Source organism: Pseudoalteromonas sp. SR41-4, assembly GCF_014163985.1.
In the GTDB taxonomy this organism is placed as follows: Bacteria; Pseudomonadota; Gammaproteobacteria; order Enterobacterales; family Alteromonadaceae; genus Pseudoalteromonas; species Pseudoalteromonas rhizosphaerae.
Genome location: NZ_JACJEI010000001.1, coordinates 24,776 through 44,013 on the forward strand (window position 1 = coordinate 24,776; position 19,238 = coordinate 44,013).

At 42.6% G+C, this 19,238-nt stretch carries 14 protein-coding genes; 6 read left to right on the forward strand and 8 right to left on the reverse strand.

All coding sequences use genetic code 11. The features are described 5' to 3' along the window. Positions 1-241 precede the first annotated feature (241 nt). The 5 genes from H5180_RS00080 to H5180_RS00095 all read left to right on the forward strand — a co-directional run bounded on the left by H5180_RS00080 (position 242) and on the right by H5180_RS00095 (position 6,820). On the forward strand, positions 242-3,667 hold the full coding sequence (locus H5180_RS00080; protein WP_182757388.1) for a LamG-like jellyroll fold domain-containing protein: 3,426 nt from the start codon (positions 242-244) through the stop codon (positions 3,665-3,667). Between the two features lie 147 nt (positions 3,668-3,814). Beyond that, on the forward strand, positions 3,815-4,342 hold the full coding sequence (locus tag H5180_RS23465; protein WP_259399503.1) for a chlorophyllase/cutinase-like alpha/beta fold protein: 528 nt from the start codon (positions 3,815-3,817) through the stop codon (positions 4,340-4,342). Beyond that, complete coding sequence (locus H5180_RS23470; protein WP_259399504.1) at positions 4,335-4,682, forward strand: hypothetical protein; 348 nt, start codon at positions 4,335-4,337, stop codon at positions 4,680-4,682. Before H5180_RS23465 ends, H5180_RS23470 begins: the two co-directional genes overlap by 8 nt. Positions 4,683-4,693: 11 nt before the next feature. After that, on the forward strand, positions 4,694-6,286 hold the full coding sequence (locus H5180_RS00090; RefSeq protein WP_182757389.1) for a carboxylesterase/lipase family protein: 1,593 nt from the start codon (positions 4,694-4,696) through the stop codon (positions 6,284-6,286). 114 nt (positions 6,287-6,400) lie between these two features. Next, positions 6,401-6,820, forward strand: coding sequence for a hypothetical protein (locus H5180_RS00095; protein WP_246175461.1), 420 nt, complete (start codon positions 6,401-6,403; stop codon positions 6,818-6,820). Positions 6,821-7,109: 289 nt separating this feature from the next. Here H5180_RS00095 and H5180_RS00100 read toward each other — a convergent pair whose 3' ends face one another. The 8 genes from H5180_RS00100 to H5180_RS00135 all read right to left on the reverse strand — a co-directional run bounded on the left by H5180_RS00100 (position 7,110) and on the right by H5180_RS00135 (position 18,042). Next, on the reverse strand, positions 7,110-7,877 hold the full coding sequence (locus H5180_RS00100; RefSeq protein ID WP_182717785.1) for an ABC transporter substrate-binding protein: 768 nt from the start codon (positions 7,875-7,877) through the stop codon (positions 7,110-7,112). A 415-nt stretch (positions 7,878-8,292) separates the two neighbouring features. Beyond that, entirely contained in the window at positions 8,293-10,263 is a 1,971-nt protein-coding gene (locus H5180_RS00105; RefSeq protein ID WP_182757390.1) for an RICIN domain-containing protein, read from the reverse strand. After that, positions 10,235-12,202 (reverse strand): glycoside hydrolase family 97 protein, encoded by a 1,968-nt coding sequence (locus H5180_RS00110; RefSeq protein ID WP_182757391.1) that lies wholly within the window; start codon positions 12,200-12,202, stop codon positions 10,235-10,237. The genes H5180_RS00105 and H5180_RS00110 overlap by 29 nt, the downstream gene beginning before the upstream one ends. Continuing rightward, the gene (locus tag H5180_RS00115) at positions 12,202-13,269 is read right to left on the reverse strand and encodes an aldose epimerase family protein (protein WP_259399505.1); all 1,068 of its coding nucleotides are present in this window, start codon (positions 13,267-13,269) and stop codon (positions 12,202-12,204) included. Before H5180_RS00115 ends, H5180_RS00110 begins: the two co-directional genes overlap by 1 nt. Before the next feature lie 216 nt (positions 13,270-13,485). After that, positions 13,486-14,076, reverse strand: coding sequence for an HAD family phosphatase (locus tag H5180_RS00120; protein WP_182757393.1), 591 nt, complete (start codon positions 14,074-14,076; stop codon positions 13,486-13,488). Positions 14,077-14,169: 93 nt separating this feature from the next. Then, on the reverse strand, positions 14,170-15,669 hold the full coding sequence (gene araA, locus H5180_RS00125; protein ID WP_182757394.1) for an L-arabinose isomerase: 1,500 nt from the start codon (positions 15,667-15,669) through the stop codon (positions 14,170-14,172). Positions 15,670-15,691: 22 nt separating this feature from the next. Further along, positions 15,692-16,393, reverse strand: coding sequence for an L-ribulose-5-phosphate 4-epimerase (locus tag H5180_RS00130; protein WP_182757395.1), 702 nt, complete (start codon positions 16,391-16,393; stop codon positions 15,692-15,694). Further along, on the reverse strand, positions 16,390-18,042 hold the full coding sequence (locus H5180_RS00135) for a ribulokinase (protein WP_145234171.1): 1,653 nt from the start codon (positions 18,040-18,042) through the stop codon (positions 16,390-16,392). Before H5180_RS00135 ends, H5180_RS00130 begins: the two co-directional genes overlap by 4 nt. 238 nt (positions 18,043-18,280) lie before the next feature. On the opposite strand from H5180_RS00135, the gene tal reads away from it, so the two are divergent. After that, positions 18,281-19,234 carry a transaldolase gene (gene tal / locus H5180_RS00140; RefSeq protein WP_182757396.1) on the forward strand — a complete coding sequence of 318 codons (954 nt, stop codon included), beginning with the start codon at positions 18,281-18,283 and terminating at the stop codon, positions 19,232-19,234. Positions 19,235-19,238: the final 4 nt, after the last annotated feature.

The following is a 19,238-nucleotide window of genomic DNA, read 5'->3' on the forward strand; positions in this document are numbered from 1 at the left end:
CATTAAAACAGCGAAAAAGCAGCACAAACCATTGCTTGATAATAATTAAAACACCGCGGTAATCATTGTAAACAAAGCACTTTTAATTTACATGTTAATTACTTTTGCAAAAGTATTTGCACATCTTAAATAGTACTATAAAATTACAATACTACGTATTTACTACTTTACGTTAGGTGTACAGCAATTTTATCGACAACATTAAATAACAAAAATCCCCGTTATAAGAGGACACACAAAAATGAAACTAACCAGATTAGCAATGGTGATCACCTGCGCTTTAGCTGTTACAGCATGCTCTGAAGAAGGCACTAAGCTTGAGTCATCACCAGCAGTTGCCCAGCCACAAAGTGCAAAACCAACCGTCAGTGATAGCGTTGAGTACAACGAAGAAGGTAATGTAGCGGTAACTTATGTTGGCGTACATGATCCTTCCGTAATTGAAACTGACGGTACTTATTACATTTTTGGTTCACATTTAGCGGTAGCAAAATCAACTGATTTATTAAATTGGGAAATGATTTCAAGTCTTTCCGCTAATGAAGCCGTGAATGAAAGCCCGCTTTTTGACTTTAATTACACTAGCGAAATCGCCGAAGGTATTGAGTGGACTGATGGATTTACCGGTAACTGGGCTGCTGATGTGGTGAAAGCACCCAATGGTAAGTTTTGGTTTTACTATAACCATTGCGCCCAAGATAACCCTGACACACCTGACGTTGTTGATGAAGTATGCTGGAACCGCTCGTACTTAGGCCTTGCCGAAGCTGATTCTGTAGAAGGTCCATATAAAAACAAAGGTGTATTCTTACGCAGTGGCTATCGCAATGACGAAGAATTTGCGCAGTATCCCCTAGATAATGGCCAAACAACGTGGAATGGTGCGGTTGACCCGAATGCCATTGACCCTGCCGCCTTTTATGATAAAGACGGCCAATTATGGATGGTTTATGGTTCATATTCTGGCGGTATTTTTGTACTGGCAATGAATGAAGAAACCGGTATACCTGACGGTGAGCAAGGCTATGGTAAACACTTAGTGGGTGGTGACTTTAGAGCCATTGAAGGCGCATTTGCTATGTACAGCCCAGAAAGTGACTACTATTACTTGTTTTATTCAGTCGCGGGTTTTGATGTAAACGGTGGTTACAATATCCGTGTAGCACGTTCAAAAACACCAGATGGCCCATACTTAGATACCGCTGGCAACGATATTGCCACTGTAGGTGGTCTAGAAATTGGTGAAAAACTATTAGGTGGCTTTGAGTACACTCAAGAGCTAGGTGAAACGTCACCTGCTTGGGGTTATCAATCACCGGGCCATAATTCAGCACATTATGACGAAGCGACTGGCCGTCACTTATTGATTACCCACACGCGCTTCCCACAAACCTCGTCACCGTTTCCGACAGCGAGTGAAGCTCACCAAGTTCGCGTGCATGAGATGTTTATCAATTCGTTAGGTTGGCCTGTCACCTCACCACAACGTTTTGTACCACTAGAGGGTGATAATTTAGTGGTTGCTGAGCAATTGTACGGATACTACAAATTTATAAATCATGGTACTGATGTTAATACCAGTGCGGTGCGCTCAACTTACATAGCATTAAATGCTGATCACTCAGTGACCGGTGATGATACGGGTATTTGGTATATGGTTGATGATTCAAACGTCAAACTTGAGCTTGGATCTGGTACTTATTACGGTGTTGCTAAATGGCAATGGGATGATAGTAAGCAAGACTTAGTGGTCACCTTCTCTGCTGTATCACTTGAAAACGCCACGGTGTGGGGCAGTAAAATTGCTGAGATTGATGAAACCGCCAGTGTATTAGCAACCGTGAACGATGCGCTAAATATTAAGACTGAGCTGTCAATTGCTGATGAAGGTTATTCATTACCAACCAAAGGGAAAGCGGGTACGACTATTCGCTGGGAATCAAGTAATGAATATTACATTGATGCAAATGGCTCTGTATTTATTCCCACCCCTGATCGTGGCGATCAAGCAGTTACATTAACCGCTAGTATGTCACTTAACGGTGAAACCATCACTAAGAGCTTTAATGTTAATGTTAAAGCTCGTCCGGTATATAAAAATGCGATTGCACACTATAGCTTTGAAAACGGCTTAACAGATAATTTAAGCAACCTTGCTGATGCCGTCACCACAGATAATAACTTAGACAACACAGGTGCTGGCACTGCTGCCTATAGCGTGGGCCAAACAGGCCAAGCATTTAACTTTGATGGCTCAACCGGTGTGCGTTTACCGGATGACATTATCAATTCTGACAGCTACACCGTTTCATTTTGGTCAAAGCCTGACGTTGTAACTGGTTACAGCCCCGCATTTTTTGCAGCAGAAAACGCTGACCGTTGGATTAGCTATATTCCAGGTGGCGCACCTCACTTCACGACTAATACACTACTATGGAGCCGCTACCTTGTTGAGCCTGAAGTAGAGCAGTGGAATCAAATCGAAATGACTCAAGGCGCTACGGCTGGACAGTGGAGTCATGTTACTATCACTTATGCTAACGGCACAATGAAGTACTACTCTAATGGAGCACTTGTTGGTTCAATGCCACGCCCTGACATGTTTAGTAGTGATACGGCCAAGTTTGCACTGGGTGTAAACTTTGGCTGGGATGCACCATTCCAAGGTCAAGTAGATGAATTTATTGTCTATGATTACGCATTAAACAGCTTAGATATTAATGGTGCAGCGATTAACAATCTAACTGATCCAACTAAGTTTGAAACCTTCATTACTGATGCACTTGATTTAGGTGATACAACGGCTATCCGTGAAAGCTTTGAATTACCCCGTGTTGGACCGTTTGTGTCAGGTATTAGCTGGACATCGAATAATGAAGAGTTCTTGAAACCTGTTAATGGCACTGCCGTTGTTAATCAGCCAAGCGCCAATGTTGGCGATCAAGTTGTTACTTTAACAGCAACAATTAACTATAAAGACTTTACAGATACTAAAACTTTTGCAGTTACCATTAAATCACTTGCCCCTGCAGAATATAGCTTTGAAGGCGATTTAGCAGAGCTTAAAGATGCATACGCAAGTGCTAAACCAACTGGCGACCGTATTGATAACACCGGTGGTAACGCCACTTTTGTTGAAGGCATTAAAGGCCAAGCGTTATTCCTGCAAGGTTCAGGCGTGCGTTTACCAAATAATTTGATCACCACCAACGACTACTCGGTATCAATGTGGTTAAAACCTGAAACATTCTCAGATTACACCACCGCATTTTTTGCAGGGGCTAGTTCATCAACGTGGGTCAGCTTAGTACCCTCAATGGTTGATTCAAATACTACACGTCTATGGGCAAATGGTGGCGGTGCATTCTTTGATAATGGTGATTTAGGCATGCGCATCCCTGCTAAAGAGTGGACTCATGTTGCCTTCACGGTTGATGGCAGCAACGGTGATACGCTGAAAATGTACGTAAATGGTGAACTTAAAATTGAAGCTGGTGGCTTCCCTCGCGTATTCACTGTCGAAGGCGAAACCAATGAATTTGCGTTAGGTGTAAACTACTGGGATACACCGTATAACGGCGCGGTTGATGAGTTAAAAATATTTAACGGCGCAATCGATGCTGACGCAATCAAAGCACTCTACGATGCAGCTACTGCACCAGAGTAAGCTATTTAGGGTGAGCTGCCTTACCCAATAGTTTGTTGTCATAAAAAGCCAGACAAGAGTCTGGCTTTTTTTTAACTTTTTATTTTCAACATACACAACATCATATACAGTGATATTTATAATACAATATTAACTAAGGAAGGAGCTATGCAACGTCTTTTCATCACCTTAATATGCTTGATACCCTCACTATGCTTTGCGAAAACTGCTAACTATAAAGTGATAGACGAAGGTGGCAGTGGCCCATTTAGCGCCATTGCAGCCACTGAAACCTCGTTAAGTGACTATGTTATATACCGCCCGAAGCAGTTAAGCGCTGGGCAAAACCCGTCGCCAAAACTACCCGTTATGGTATTTGCTAACGGCGGCTGTATGGATACCTCCTATCCATTTGAGCATATGCTCTCTGACATTGCTTCGCACGGTTACTTAGTCATTGCTCTGGGCAAAATGCAAAACAGCCTTGATGACAGGCCCTTAAATAAGGCCAGTAATAGCATGATCCCTCACGCGATTGATTGGATCACAGCGCAATCTGCAAATCCATTAAGTGAATTTTACCAAAGCGCAAATCTTGAGAAAATCGCCATTGCAGGCCAGTCATGTGGCGGCGCGCAACTACTTGCCACTGGGGCAGATAAAAGAGTCTGCAGTTATTTAATGTTTAATGTTTAATTCAGGTATTGGTGATATGACCATGGCAAGCGCTGATGTTAAGTCACTGCAAAACTTGCATGCTCCTGTAATCTACCTTGTTGGTGGACCCACTGATATTGCCACTGACAATGCCAAGCTTGATTATCAACGCATAAGTCATGTGCCCGTGATCTTTGCTAATCATAAAACCGCGGGGCATTCAGGAACATTTGAACAGCCGTTTGGTGGTTCGTTCTCAAAGCTAGCTATTAAGTGGCTGGATTGGCAATTAAAAGATAAGCAAACCAATGCAACGCTATTTTTGCAGGGTAAAACAGCTGACTTTGTTAATTGGGATATAAAAGCAAAACAATTTTAAAAGGAATGATTATGAACACATCAACACTTAAGCGGCTTTTATGGGCTACATTTTTTACTGCAACAACGGCAACAGTGACCGCTGTCAACGCCGAGCCACTCATCCAAGTCACTGTGGCACAAGGTAAACTTCAAGGCACGGCAGAGCATAACTTAGCGGTATTTAAAGGTGTGCCGTTTGCTAAACCACCCGTGGGAGAATTACGTTGGAAAGCCCCGCAACCGGCTGAAAAATGGCAAGGTGTACGTAAAGCACAAGAGTATGCCCCTGCCCCAATACAAGCAGGCAACCCTGTATCTGGGATCAGTGAAGATAGCTTATATTTAAATATTTGGACGTCGGCAGAATCGAGCGTAGATAAACTCCCTGTATTAGTTTGGATTTACGGCGGTGGCTTTAGTTTTGGTAGCTCATCCGATCCTATTTTTGATGGTACTGAGCTTGCCAATAAAGGCGTGATAGTAGTGTCTATTGCTTATCGCGTTGGTCAATTAGGTTTTTTAGCCCATCCTGAACTTAATAAGGAAAGCCCAGTTGGCGTATCAGGTAATTATGGATTGCTCGACCAACTAGCCGCCTTAAAGTGGCTTAAACAAAACATTAGTGAGTTTGGTGGTGATGCAAATAATCTTACCATCGCTGGTGAATCTGCGGGCGGCATTTCGGTTAGCATGCTTGCCGCCTCACCGTTAGCTAAAGGGTTATTTAACAAAGTTATCTCGCAAAGTGGTGGTTCATTTGGTCCTACTCGCATAAAAAATTACCCTGGTGAAAACATGTCGACCCTAGAGCAGGCTCAAGCAGAAGGTTTCGACTATGTAAAACAGTTTGGCACAACCTCAATTGCACAGCTGCGTAAAATGAGCGCAGACACCTTTATACCAAAAGGTTGGTCGCTACCAGGTGGCTGGCCTATTGTTGACGACTATGTGATCAAGGGCGACCAATATAAGCTCTATCAGCAAGGCAAGTTTAATGATGTACCCGCTTTAATTGGTTATAACTCCGATGAAGGCGTCAGCTTTGTGTGGGACCCTGATGTTAATAATTTTGTTGATGGAGTAAAAACTCGTTTCGGTCAATTTGCGCCTAGCTTACTTGAAGCTTACCCTGTTGCAAAAAATAGCATCCCTCGCAGTGCTCGAAACCTAGTACGTGATGCCGCATTTGGTTGGCATACCTGGAGCTGGGCTAAATTACAAACTCAGTATGGTAAAGCCCCAGCATATCTTTATTACTTCGATCACCACCCTAAACGTACACCTGATGCCAAAGACGAAGATCATGGCTCTGGCCACGGTCATGAAATAGCCTATATGTTTAAAAACCTTAATAAAGCAGATCCGAATGTAACTAAAAATGATTTAAAAATGTCAGATATAATGGCAACCTACTGGACTAACTTTGCCAAAAATGGCAATCCAAATGACGATGCATTACCAAATTGGCCTGCTTTTAATAATGACAAACCCAGCACTATGTATTTTCAACAGCAACCAAAAGTCGGCCCAGTGCCCGACAAACAAGCGCTAGAAACACTTGATCAGTATTTTAAATGGCGCCGCACACCAGCCGGTGAAAAGTGGGCTAACCAAGTTCGCTAGTCTGCAGCTATCCAAATAAAAGCCAAATTAATATTTGGCTTTTATTTACATGTCTCCCCTTTAGTAACGCCTCTTTCAGCCGATAAGTATGATTAAATCACATTATAAAGAGCCATGATGCAGATACATAAACCACTGGGACAGCCAATTGCGTCACCATCAGAGTCTACGGTAAAAAGTAACGATACTACTGGCTATCGTTTATCAGAAAAAGAGTTAGACAATATATCAGGCCGGGAAACTAAAGAGAAAGCAGAAAAAGAGGCCAGTTCAGATATGCCCGATCATATCGCTAAAATGATCGAACAGCTGAAAAAAATCAAAGAGCAGGTTGAACAACAAAAAGAGCAACTCGAAAAGTTAAAAGCGCTAGATAACCAGCAAGATGAAGCTGTTAAAGCACAAGTCGAAGCGCAAACTAATATGATTGTATCAATGCAAGCTCAAATGGGTTCGTTAGTTCAAACCATCGCTGAAGCGATGAAAGAAGCTGGTATTACCGACACAGGTGCACTTGTCAGTGCCATGGTGTGATCAACTGAAATCGCGATTAGTTGTTACTATTGTAGTACTGCTCATATTCTATTATTAGCAATCGTGTTTTTAGCTATACTTAAATAAGCGCAATATCAACAATTAGGCATAATTATGAGTTATAAAAACTGGCCAATCGCTAGGCAGATTGGTGCACTCGTATTTCCTTGCTACAGCAATTTTTACTGACAAAAGTAAATCGGCCATTAAAATGCCTTCTGCTACCAGGCGCAATTAGCTTTGCAATTTAATCACCAAAATAATTAGTGATTGTTTAATCGATAGATTTTTAGTTAAAGGAACCGCTTTTTATTTGTAGATACTTTTCGATAGTTTTATCTTTCTTATCTGATGCAAGCACTTCATCTAAAGATTTCTGAATTTTTGTTATCATTTCATCTGATGTTTTTTTATTAGCTATCATGTAATAGCCACCTTCGTTCGACAGTAAATAGGCTTTTTCAATTGCTGACTGATCATAGCCCAGCGTTTTCATTTGATAGGCTAAATCTAATGGATCTCCAGGGATCAGATCTGTCCTTTTTTTAAATAAAGCTTTTAATATTTGTTCTGAATTAACAGTAACATAGTAGTCTATATTTTCTTGAAAGTGATTACGTTTAAGGAATTGCTCAACTGAACCGCCCATCAGCACACTAGTTTTATATTGTTTGATATCTGCGATTTTGTTGATCTGTATATCAGATCGGGAATTTAATTTATACAGATATACCTCTCTGGTGTGCAAAGGGCCAATCCATTTATACATATTTTCGAGCTCAGGAATGCGAGCTACTGTAAAAAGCAAAGTGTTAGGAGTTTGTTGGACAGTGTATAAAGCGCGTTTAAAAGGATAAACTAACAGTTTGTATTTGATGTTCGCTTTTTGCAGCGCGGCTTCTACTAACTCTGTGCTAATACCAACTAGCTTACCACCTTTGTTAAAATTATAAGGTGGCCAGTCGTTCAACAAAATTGTAAGTTCAGGCTCTGGATCCTGAGCATTTGCATTTATATTTGACAATAAACTCAATAATAAAATCATTCTTAATATCATGAGGCTTCCTATTCCTGTGCCTGCTTCTATCTATAAAAAGCGCTATTTTTTAAGTTTATTTTATAATTATCTTTGGCTTTACCTTACATATTAGCAGCCTACGCTAACATTACACTTGGTTCACTGTATCTTACAATTATGGACAATCAAATTGTACCTTTGCTGCGTCACCTTACACTAATTAAATTAGCGACAACAGCTTAAAATACAACCACCTTTTATATTGAGCGAATCGCTTAACTTTGGCAGTTTGTTAAAAAATACTAAATGTACAGGCCGCGAGAGCACTTTATTAATGATGGCAATAACACGACTATTCAAATGTAAGTTCATAAAATTAAAACGCACGCTACATACACATAAAAAAGCCACTATCGAAACAGTGGCTTGGTGAGAGTCGAACGCTTATTTACATTTACTTTGGTTCTCGTAAATGGAAAATTTGGCACTTGTTACCTAAATCAGGTTGTTGTGCAAAATTAGTTTTATCTGCAAGGCCACAATCACTTAAACCCAGTGCTTGCTTTGTATAACGGTTGATCAACATCACCCCGCCACCTTCAACAGGGGTTATACGCCATTGTGCTGTTTTAGTTTCGCACGAAGCCATTTCAACGTTAGCGCCAGGCACTAAAGCATTGTTTGCCACAGCAGCGCAATAATCGCTATCTAGGTCTTGTTTTAGAGCAACGTAGCCTGTGTCTGTTGGCGCAAAGAACCATTGCTGGGCATCGCTGTGAGTAAACGCTTGTTGCTCAACATTAGTACCCGCTTTAACAGCTCCTGCAACGCTCAATGCTTTACCACTTTGTTGGCTCATTACCGCGACACTACCTACAGGCTGTAACTGCCAATCAGCACATGCAGTATCTTTACCTTGTTGTAAAACCGCTTGATTTTGCGCGGCTGAACACCCTGCTACGGCTAATGGTTTTTCAGTGTAACGGTTAGTAATAGTGACATTACCATCAGTGCTTGGTGCTACTTTCCATTGCTGACAGAAGTTATTACGCCACGCTGCAGATTGTATTTTCGCATTATCAGCATCACTGCAATTAGCCAGCTCTAAAAACTTGCTGTCTTCACGGTTCGCTAAACGTACAAAACCATCAGTAGTGGCATCAATCACCCATTGCCCATTAGTGCTTGCACATTGACGTTGCACAGCACGCGCATCTTGAGGATCGGCTGCAATGTCTAAGCATAAACCACTGGTCGCATTAACTAAGTTATAACGCTGACCTTGCACACGAGTTACAAGCGGGCCGTATTCACCTGATGGTGGAGCCACTTCAACACCCGGTGTTACTGGTTTTGCAAAGTTTGGTGTGCCATTATCATGCCAAGTAAATTTTTGCGCACGCAAAGAACGTGTGGCACTACAACCATGCTCTACTGAGTCATTGCCGTGATATACCAGCCAATCTTCACTGCCATCTGGCGAAGTGAAGAAACCATTGTGACCAGGGCCAAATACTTCATCAGTACGTTCAAATACCGGCTCGTCAAACTTCTTCCAGCTGTTTGCATCTAGCGGATCATCACCCACCAACTCTAACATACCTAACTTATAATCTGGCGTGTTACAAAAGCTTGCTGAGTAAGTCATAAAAGTGCGACCGTTATGCTGTAAAATCTCAGCGCCTTCGGTAACTTTACGGCCACTGATCTCCCAATCGAGTTCAGGACGTGTGATCAACGTGTGCGGTGAATTCTTTTTCAATGTCCACGGGTTTTCCATTTCAGCAATAATGTTTAACTGTTGATCTCCTTGCCACTGTGAGTAGATCACATACAGTTTGTCTTTATAGTTTAGGTAGTTACCATCGATATTCCATACATCAGGCATGAGTGCGCCTTTGTATTCATACGGACCCATTGGGTCGTCACCGGCACTTTCTAATACATTAAGATGTTGGTTATCTAAAGTACCATCAGTCCCTGCTGTATACATCATGTACCAACGGTAGCCGTCAGGGCCTTTAACACGATGAAATTCAAACGCCCAAAAGTTACAACAACGCGCAGGATCGGTCGCTGACCATACATTTACTGGGGTTGCATCGGCAAGTCCTGCTAAAGTAGGTGATTTACGCATCACCAATTCAGATGTCCATGTTGTCGTCGTTAGGTAATAGTTACCATCCCAGTACTCAAGCCATGGATCGGCACCATTAGGAAATAATGGATTAGTGAATACGCCATCATCTTGCGTGGGCGCTTTTGCGCTCGCGATTGGTGCTGCATCTTGTGTTTGTTGTGTGTCTGCGCGGGTTGTAGATTCACACCCTGTAAGTGAGCTTAATGACAAAGCGAATAAACCTACAAGGCCTGTTGCTTTAGCAGTACGCTTTAATTTAGTGCGCAAGTGATGTTGTGCATTCATTGTTGTTATCACCCTTAGTTATTATAACAAACCCGCTATTGGGGTTTAATTTTATAGAAAACAGTTTTGAGTTGAGCTGTTGCGCCTCAACCTGTGTTAATTTTTTACCTGCGCTAAGTAGCTGGGCTGAACTGAAGTTACTAAAGCTTAAGTCAATATCTAACGTAATAGCTTTATCCTGCGCATTAATACCTGCAACATACCAGTTGCAGCGAGAACGTCTCGCCATCACCACATGCTTACCTGGGCTGCCTTGCAAGAGCCTTGTTTCATCCCACAGAGTAGGCAGCGATTTCAAATAAGCTTTTACTGGTTCTGAAACTTTCGTCATTTGCTCAGGCGTTGTCACTAAGTGCTGTACCCCAGATGTAAATAAAATCGGCAGCGCGAGCTCAAAGGCATTATTGGTTTTGCGTTCAATATTAGGAATATCACCAAGTACCATAGGTGTAAAATCCATTGGATCAAACACGTTCCGAGTAAACACTAAGGTCGCTGCATGCTGCGCTTCTTTATCGGCAAATGCTTGAAAAAAGCTTATCATCTCAAAGCCTTTTACTGCTTCGGAGGTCATTAGATTAGGATAAGTTCGCTGCAAGCCCCTTGGCAAAGTGGTGCCATGAAAATTGACCATTAACTGATGTGCTGCTGCGTCTTTCAGCATAGCTTCGTAATAGGCCATCACAGATGAACCATCACCCGGGAAGAAGTCGACTTTAATGCCTTTAATTCCCATAGCTTGAAGTTTTGCAAAATGTTTAATGCGATCAGCACGCGTTAGTAATGCACTTTTAGGAGAATAAACCGTGTTATTCCACGCGCCTGATGAGTTATACCAAACCCATAAATCAACATTTTTTTGCTTAGCATAGGCTGCCAACTGCTGCATTTTCTCCCAGCCTATTTTTTGATCCCAATCCGCATCAATCAATACATATTGCCAGTGCATATCTGCTGCATAATCAATGAACTGTTTTTGCACAGGAAAGGTTGTAAAGTCATCCTTTAATAACCCCCAACTCCAAGCAGCAATCCCCGGTTTAACAAAATCAGTGTTAGTTAGCTGGTTTGGTCGGGCTAAGTCAGTCCCTAAAGTAGACTCAGTAACCGTTTGCAACGTGCCAATTACCAATAAACGCCAAGGCGATAACAGCGGCAGTGTATGCTCTGGTAAATAGCCACCATTAGAAGTAACTTCACGCTGATCAGGAAAACGAACCTTAAACTGCCCTTGGCTATTATTGGTTAAATTAGTACCACTGTAATAGTCTTCACCACCAGCTTCTGAGATTAAAATATACTGATCTTGGTGCTTAAATAATGCCGGATACACCCAGCCATTATTGGTTATTGCAGGGGTCGTTAATGCTGTCGCTTGTAAATATTCTTCTTCATAAGAAGGGTTAGTGTTCATCCAGCCAGATTGCGCTTGCGCTTTAGGCTGTAACCACGCAACGGTTTCACTTGGAAAGTTAAAACCCGTTTGTTCACTCATAACGACCCGCGTATCCGAGGACTCCCCATCTAACTCGTAGCGAAAAGCAACCCCATCGTTGCTCACTTGAAAGCGAACATTCAATGTTTCGTGTTGCTGATTAGTCACACTAACAACCGTACTGTTAGCCTGGTAATCAACAAACTGTTGCTTACCAGTAAAAAGCTGGTAGCTGTCATTTACTGTGGGCTGTTTTAAAACTGCGGCTAAGCTCAATCGCTTAGTAAAGTCGGTATTATTAAGCGTGATACCTAATAAAGAAGGCTCAATGACCTTATCGCTACCTGACTGTACTTGATAACTTAGCTGCCCTTGCTCATCTAAATCAACCAATAAAGTTAACTGCTGATCCGGGCTGCGAATGGTCGCAACCTCAGTCGCTTGCGCCGCAGTTGTTATCACTAAGGCTGCAAACAGCAGCCCTATTTGATTAACAACGTGCATTACTTAGTACCAAACTCATACACGATACGAGTTGAGTAAACCTCACCAGGGAGCAGTGTTGTGCTTGGGAATGTTGGCTGATTAGGCGCGTCTGGGAAGTGCTGTGGCTCTAAACAAAAACCACTTCTTAATTTATGCACTAAACCCGAGGCTTGTTTACTGCTGCCATCTAAAAAGTTGCCTGAGTAAAACTGTACCGCTGGCTCTTCTGTATACACAGTCAAGGTACGCCCTGAGCTTGGTTCATACACATTAGCGGCTTCAATCAAATCATGATTAGGCTTGTTTTTAAGCACAAAGTTATGGTCATAACCTTTGCCAAGCTTGAGCTGCTCATCATCGATATTAATGTCTTTGCCAATCGCTTTTGGATTTCTAAAATCAAACGGCGTACCCGCCACTTGCATCAACTCACCCGTTGGGATCAAACCGCCATCCACAGGGGTGATTGCGTTTGAGTTGATTTGCATTTGATGATCAAGAATATCGCCCTTACCCGCTAAGTTAAAATAGCTGTGCTGGGTCATATTGATGATGGTTGGCTTATTTGTTTTTGCCACAAACTGCATATCAAGGGTATTTTTGTTGGTCAATGTATAGGTGACTTGTGTGGTCAGCTCTCCAGGATAACCTTGGTCACCATCAGGGCTCACTAAACTAAGTGTAACACCCGCACTGTTTTCTGTACTAAATGGAGCCATGGTCCAGACTTTTTTATCGAAGCCCTGCACACCACCGTGTAAATGGTTAGCACCATCGTTAGTTGCTAGCTGATAGTCAGTGCCGTTTAAGCTAAATTTACCATTAGCAATACGGTTACCAAATCTGCCAATGATCGCGCCAAAGTAAGTGGTTGCATTAGTGTAATCTTCTAAATTATCCATACCTAAAACAATATTACCCATGTTGCCATTGCTGTCTGGCGTTTCGATACGGGTAATAATGCCGCCATAATTGATCACATCAACGCTCACGCCATTACTATTGGTTAGGGTAACTTGGTTGATCGGAGTTTGGTCTGCCAGCTTGCCATAAGCGTGCAGTAATGCAGAAGGTGAATTGGTCATATTGTCTCCTTGGTGAGCACACGCGGGGGTTAAAGCAATCCCAAAGGACACTGCTATTGCAAAGATACCGCGAGATAATTTTTTAATCGATGTTGACGACTGATGAACCGCTGTTAGGCGCTGAGTTACACATTGCAATGACATGACAATAACCTTATTATAATTGTATTTATACTTTTATAATACAATACAGTGATCGATTGCAAATTTATTCGCCTAACTTTTTAGTTGTATTTTGCCGTCTTTGACTAAAATGCAGTCCATACCACCAGCCTGAGCTGCTTGATAGCCTATTTGCGTGTCTTCAAACACCACACAATTTTGTGGTTGAATGTTTATTTGTTTGGCTACGCTTAAAAAAGTTTCTGGGTGTGGTTTACCGTGGCGAACATCACTGGCAGTAACTAATGCGTCTATTTTATCGATTAACCCTGTTTGAGTTAGATGCTCAATGGCATGCGCACGGTCCGCGCCAGTACCTACCCCAATAGGCATTTTGCCATGGTAATAGTTTAATACATCGACTGTCTCAGTAATGATTTCTGGCTGATGGTTTAAGCCTAACCAAAATTGGTGTTTTTGCTTGGCAACTTCATCAGGATCATGACTAAGTCCATATTTTTCATTGAGAATATCAACGGTTGCAAGCGTTGGCACGCCACCTAAACCATACATGTAGTCGTAGTCAAACGGATAGCCAAAAGCTTGGCAGGTCAGCTCCCACGCTTGCAAATGTGCGCCCATCGAATCGATTAGCGTACCATCCATATCAAAAATAATGCCTTGGTATTTTGTTAGACTTAGCATTGTTACTCCTAAAATTAAAAGCCCACAATAGCATAAGCCAGCGCTAGGCTGGCTTATGAAAACAACATATTATTGTCTACTTGCGCTATAAAATTATAAGCCGCGCTTTAGCATGTAATACGCTGCATTATGGCGTAGTTCTGTTTTGAAACCACGGATGCTGGTATCAGCATCGATGATCATGGTTTCAACGCCAGCCATTTCAGCAAAATCAACAATCATATCTGTAGTGACCGCTTGGCTGTATGCAGTGTGGTGTGCACCACCAGCATGGATCCACGCAGCAGACGCTACTGAAAGGTTTGGCTTTGGTTCCCACAATGCTGACGCCACTGGTAAGTGTGGTAATTCAGCCGGTGGTGTTACCGTGTCTACTTCGTTAATTAAGATGCGGAAACGGTTACCCATATCAATTGGTGAAACGTTAATTGCCGCACCAGCTTTAGCAGTAAACAATAAACGACCTACATCACATTTCACCCCAATTGTATGAGTGTGAACTTCTAGACGCGGTTTTTTCGCTGCAATTGATGGACACACTTCTAACATGTGAGCACCCAATACTTGGTCAGTATCACCCATGTTATAGGTGTAGTCTTCCATGAATGAACAACCGCCTTCACGGCCTTCACCCATTACTTTCATGATGCGAACCATAGCAGCTGTTTTCCAGTCGCCCTCGCCACCATAGCCGTAACCTTTCGCCATTAAGCGCTGCGTTGCAAGGCCCGGTAAACCTGATAAACCTGATAAATCTTCAAAACAGTTAGTGAATGCTTTAAAGCCACCTTTTTCTAAAAAGCGCTCCATACCAAGCTCTAAACGTGCTTCGTTGCGTAGCATCGATACTTTGTAATCATCTTGCAGCGTTTCATCGCTAATCACATAGTCAGTTTTGTATACTTCAAGCTGGGCATCTACTTCGGCATCAGTGACGGTATCAACAACTTTAACTAGCTCCGCTACGCCAAAGGCATGTACTTCATAACCAAACGTGATTTGTGCTGATACTTTGTTACCTTCAGTAACCGCAACTTGACGCATGTTATCGCCAAAACGTGCCACTTTAAGTGTTTGGCTTTCAGCCCAACCTTTAGCAGCGCGACACCAATCATCAATTTGCTTTTGTACGTCAGCGCGTTGCCAATGACCTGCAACCACTTTACGCTCTTTACGCATCACTGTGCCGATAAAACCAAATTCACGGTCACCGTGGGCACTTTGGTGGGTATTCATGTAGTTCATATCAATATCAGCCCACGGTAGCGCGGCATTGAATTGCGTATGAAGGTGTAACCATGGTTTACGTAACTCGTTTAATCCAGCAATCCACATTTTCGCAGGTGAGAACGTATGCATCCATAATACTAAACCCACACAGTTAGGATCGGTGTTGGCTGCTTGGCACACGGCATGAATTTCTTCAGGCGTTTTCACCGTTGGCTTACACACTAAGTTAACTGGTAAATTAGCTTCGCTATTTAAACCAGCCACAATTGCAGCGCTATTATCTGCAACGGTATTTAACACTTTTGGGCCATATAAATGTTGTGACCCAGTTACAAACCAAACTTCTTTCATTGACGACGGCATATATAAATTCCTCTTGTACTTGTTAGCCACGGTTACTTTGGCCGTAGTAGGCATCTTTACCGTGTTTTCTTAAATAATGTTTATCCATCACAGACTTCTTAAGTGCACCGGCATTTTGATCTAAGGTGCGAGTTAAGTAAGCCATGCGAGCAATTTCTTCTAGCAGCGCCGCGTGATACACAGATTGCGCTGCATCTTTACCCCACGTAAACGGTGCGTGCCCTGCCACAATCACCATAGGTGCTGCTTTTGGGTCGCGGTCTTTATAAGCATCAGTAATTTGAATACCGGTCTCAAGCTCATAATCGCCATTTACTTGCGCATCGGTTAGTTCACGGGTGCAGGTAATGTCACCGTGCACATAATCAGCATGAGTCGTACCAAAGCAAGGAATGCTCTGCTTTGCTTGTGCCCATGCAGTGGCATACGTTGAATGCGTATGGGTAACGCCACCGATCTCATTAAAATGACGATATAAGTGAATATGGGTTTTGGTGTCTGAAGATGGGCGCATGCTGCCCTCAACAATGTTGTTTTCTAAATCAACAATCACCATGTCTTCTGCTTTCATTTGGTCATACGATACACCACTTGGTTTAATCGCAATCACGCCTTTGTCGCGGTCGATTTGCGATACATTACCAAAGGTATAAATCACCAAACCACGACGTTGTAATTCCATATTTGCTTCGAATACTTCGCGCTTTAATTCTGTGTAGCTCATGCTTTTGCTCCATCAACATACTGTGCTAACGCTTGATAGTTAGCATAGAGTTCGTTATAAACCGCAACCCGCTCTGGGTTAGGTAAATACTGATGACATACAGCAGAAGCCATAACTTGCTGAGCATCCGCCACTGTTGCAAATTCACCCGCTGCCACAGCAGCCATAATTGCAGCACCAAGCGCACAGCTTTGCTCGCTTTCAAGTACGTCAATTGGGCAATTCCATACATCAGCACAGGTTTGCATTACGTAATCTGATTTTTTTGAAATGCCGCCAATTACCACTACTGAATCAATCGGTACGCCTTCATTTTGAAAGCGTTCAGTGATCGCACGAGCGCCAAAGGCCGTCGCCTCAACTAATGCTTTAAAGAACTGCGGCGCGTCAGTGCCCATTTTCATGCCCGTCATGGCCATTGCTACGCTTTGATCTGCATCAGGTGTGCGACGACCGTTGACCCAGTCAAGTGCTGTTACATCAGTATTTTTAACCGGTAACGCACTGGCAGCTTTTGATAAATCAACTAAAATTGAGTCTTCAATTTTATTGATCAAGCTTTGTTCAACGTCGTTTAAATTTGCTAACTGGCGAGTTGGCCACAGCATTAGGTTTTTAAACCATGCGTATAAATCGCCAAACGCAGATTGCCCCGCTTCAAGGCCAATCATGCCTGGGATCACTGAGCCATCTACTTGACCACAGATACCTTTAACACAGGTATCGCCAAGTTGCTGTTTTGAAGTAACAGTAATATCACAAGTTGAAGTACCCATTACTTTAGTTAAAACACCTGGACGCACATTGGCAGCAACTGCCCCCATGTGACAGTCAAACGCACCGTAACCTACAACTACATTCTGTGATAAACCAAGTTTATCAGCCCATTGCGCTGTTAATTTACCAGCGACTTGGTCACTTGGTTGGGTTGCTGCATTAAGCGTATCAACCACACCATCTAATAATGGGTCAATATTGCTGAAGAAACTATTCGGTGGGAAACCACCCCATTGCTCATTCCACATTTGTTTGTGGCCCGTTGCACAGCGTCCCAGTGTTAATACTTCTGGGTGAGTGGTGCCACACATCAATGCCGTCATCCAATCACAATGCTCAACCCACGAGTAAGTTGCCGCTTTTACAGCCGCATCATCTCTAAAAATATGTAATGCTTTAGCCCAGTACCATTCTGATGAATAGATGCCGCCCATGTGTGAAAGATAATTAACCTCGTTATTGGTCGCGGCTTTGGTGATCTCATTCGCTTCTTTAATCGACGTATGGTCTTTCCAAAGAATGAACATCGCATTAGGGTTTTCAGCAAATTCTTCAGTCAGCGCTAAAGGCGTACCTTGGTTATTAATCGCCACTGGCGTTGAGCCTGTGGTATCAAAGCTCATACCTATTACTTTATCCGCAGTTCCCGCAGGTACTTGTTGCCATAGACCATTGACGACCTCAATCAAGCTGTCGATGTAGTCTTGTGGATGCTGGCGAAATTGATCTTTACTTGGATCGCAATATAAACCTTGCGCCCAACGCGGATAATTCACTAAATGGCTAGCCAGCTCTTTACCTGTGGTTACATCAACAAGCAGTGCTCTTACTGAATCAGAGCCATAATCTAAGCCCAATGTATAACGAGACATAAATACCTTTCACTAATTGGATACTAACAATGTTAGTCATTACCGTTATTTGTATGATAATATCAATAATGACGGGTTGTAAAGGTATTATAAAAATATTATTAACAGATTTATTCTGAAATATTCGTGACACCTGTGCCCTTTAAACTAATGTTTTGCACTAATAAAGGGCTTAAACCATGTCATAAGCAATGCTAAAAGCCGTTAATTTATTTTGTATGATGAAAATAGGATGTCTATGTCTAGCCAATTAGAACAATTAAAAACCATGACCACTGTGGTTGCTGATACAGGTGATTTTGAAGCGATCGATCAATATAAGCCGCAAGATGCCACTACCAATCCATCGTTATTGCTCAATGCGATTAAAATTGAAAAATACCGCCCACTGGCTGTTGAAGCCGTTGCTTGGGCTAAGCAACAAACAAGTGACAATGCACAGGTGATCAGCAAAGCTGCTGACAAACTGTCGGTACTAATTGGTGCAAATTTAATGGCTCAAGTGCCAGGGTTAGTGTCTACCGAAGTAGATGCGCGCTTATCGTTTGACACTCAAGCAACTATTGATAAAGCCCTTGAGCTTGTTGCGCTCTATAAAGAGCAAGATATTGATACCTCGCGCGTACTGATCAAAGTGGCGTCTACATGGGAAGGTATTCAAGCAGCAAAAGTACTCGAGCAACAAGGTATTCGCTGTAACCTAACGTTGGTGTTTGCATTTGCTCAAGCTCGTGCGTGTGCTGAAGCAGGTGCTTATTTAATCTCGCCTTTTGTTGGTCGTATTCTTGATTGGTATAAAGCAAACCAAACTGATAGCGATTTTAGCGGCGCTAATGATCCAGGCGTACAGTCTGTTGCACATATTTATAACTTCTTCAAAAAGCACGATTATAAAACCATCGTTATGGGTGCAAGCTTTAGAAACATCAGCGAAATCCAATTACTGGCAGGTTGTGATAGATTAACTATCAGCCCAGGGCTGCTATCAGAACTTGCCGCAACAGATGCCCCATTAGCGCGTCAACTAGCTCCTACCACTGAAACAGTTGCCCCGCCAACGCCTATGACTGAGCAAGCATTTCGCTGGGAAATGAATCAAGATGCCATGGCTACAGAAAAACTAAGCCAAGGTATTCGCCAATTTGCAATTGACCAAGAAAAACTAGAAGCCATTCTAGCTGAGCTGATCTAAGCTT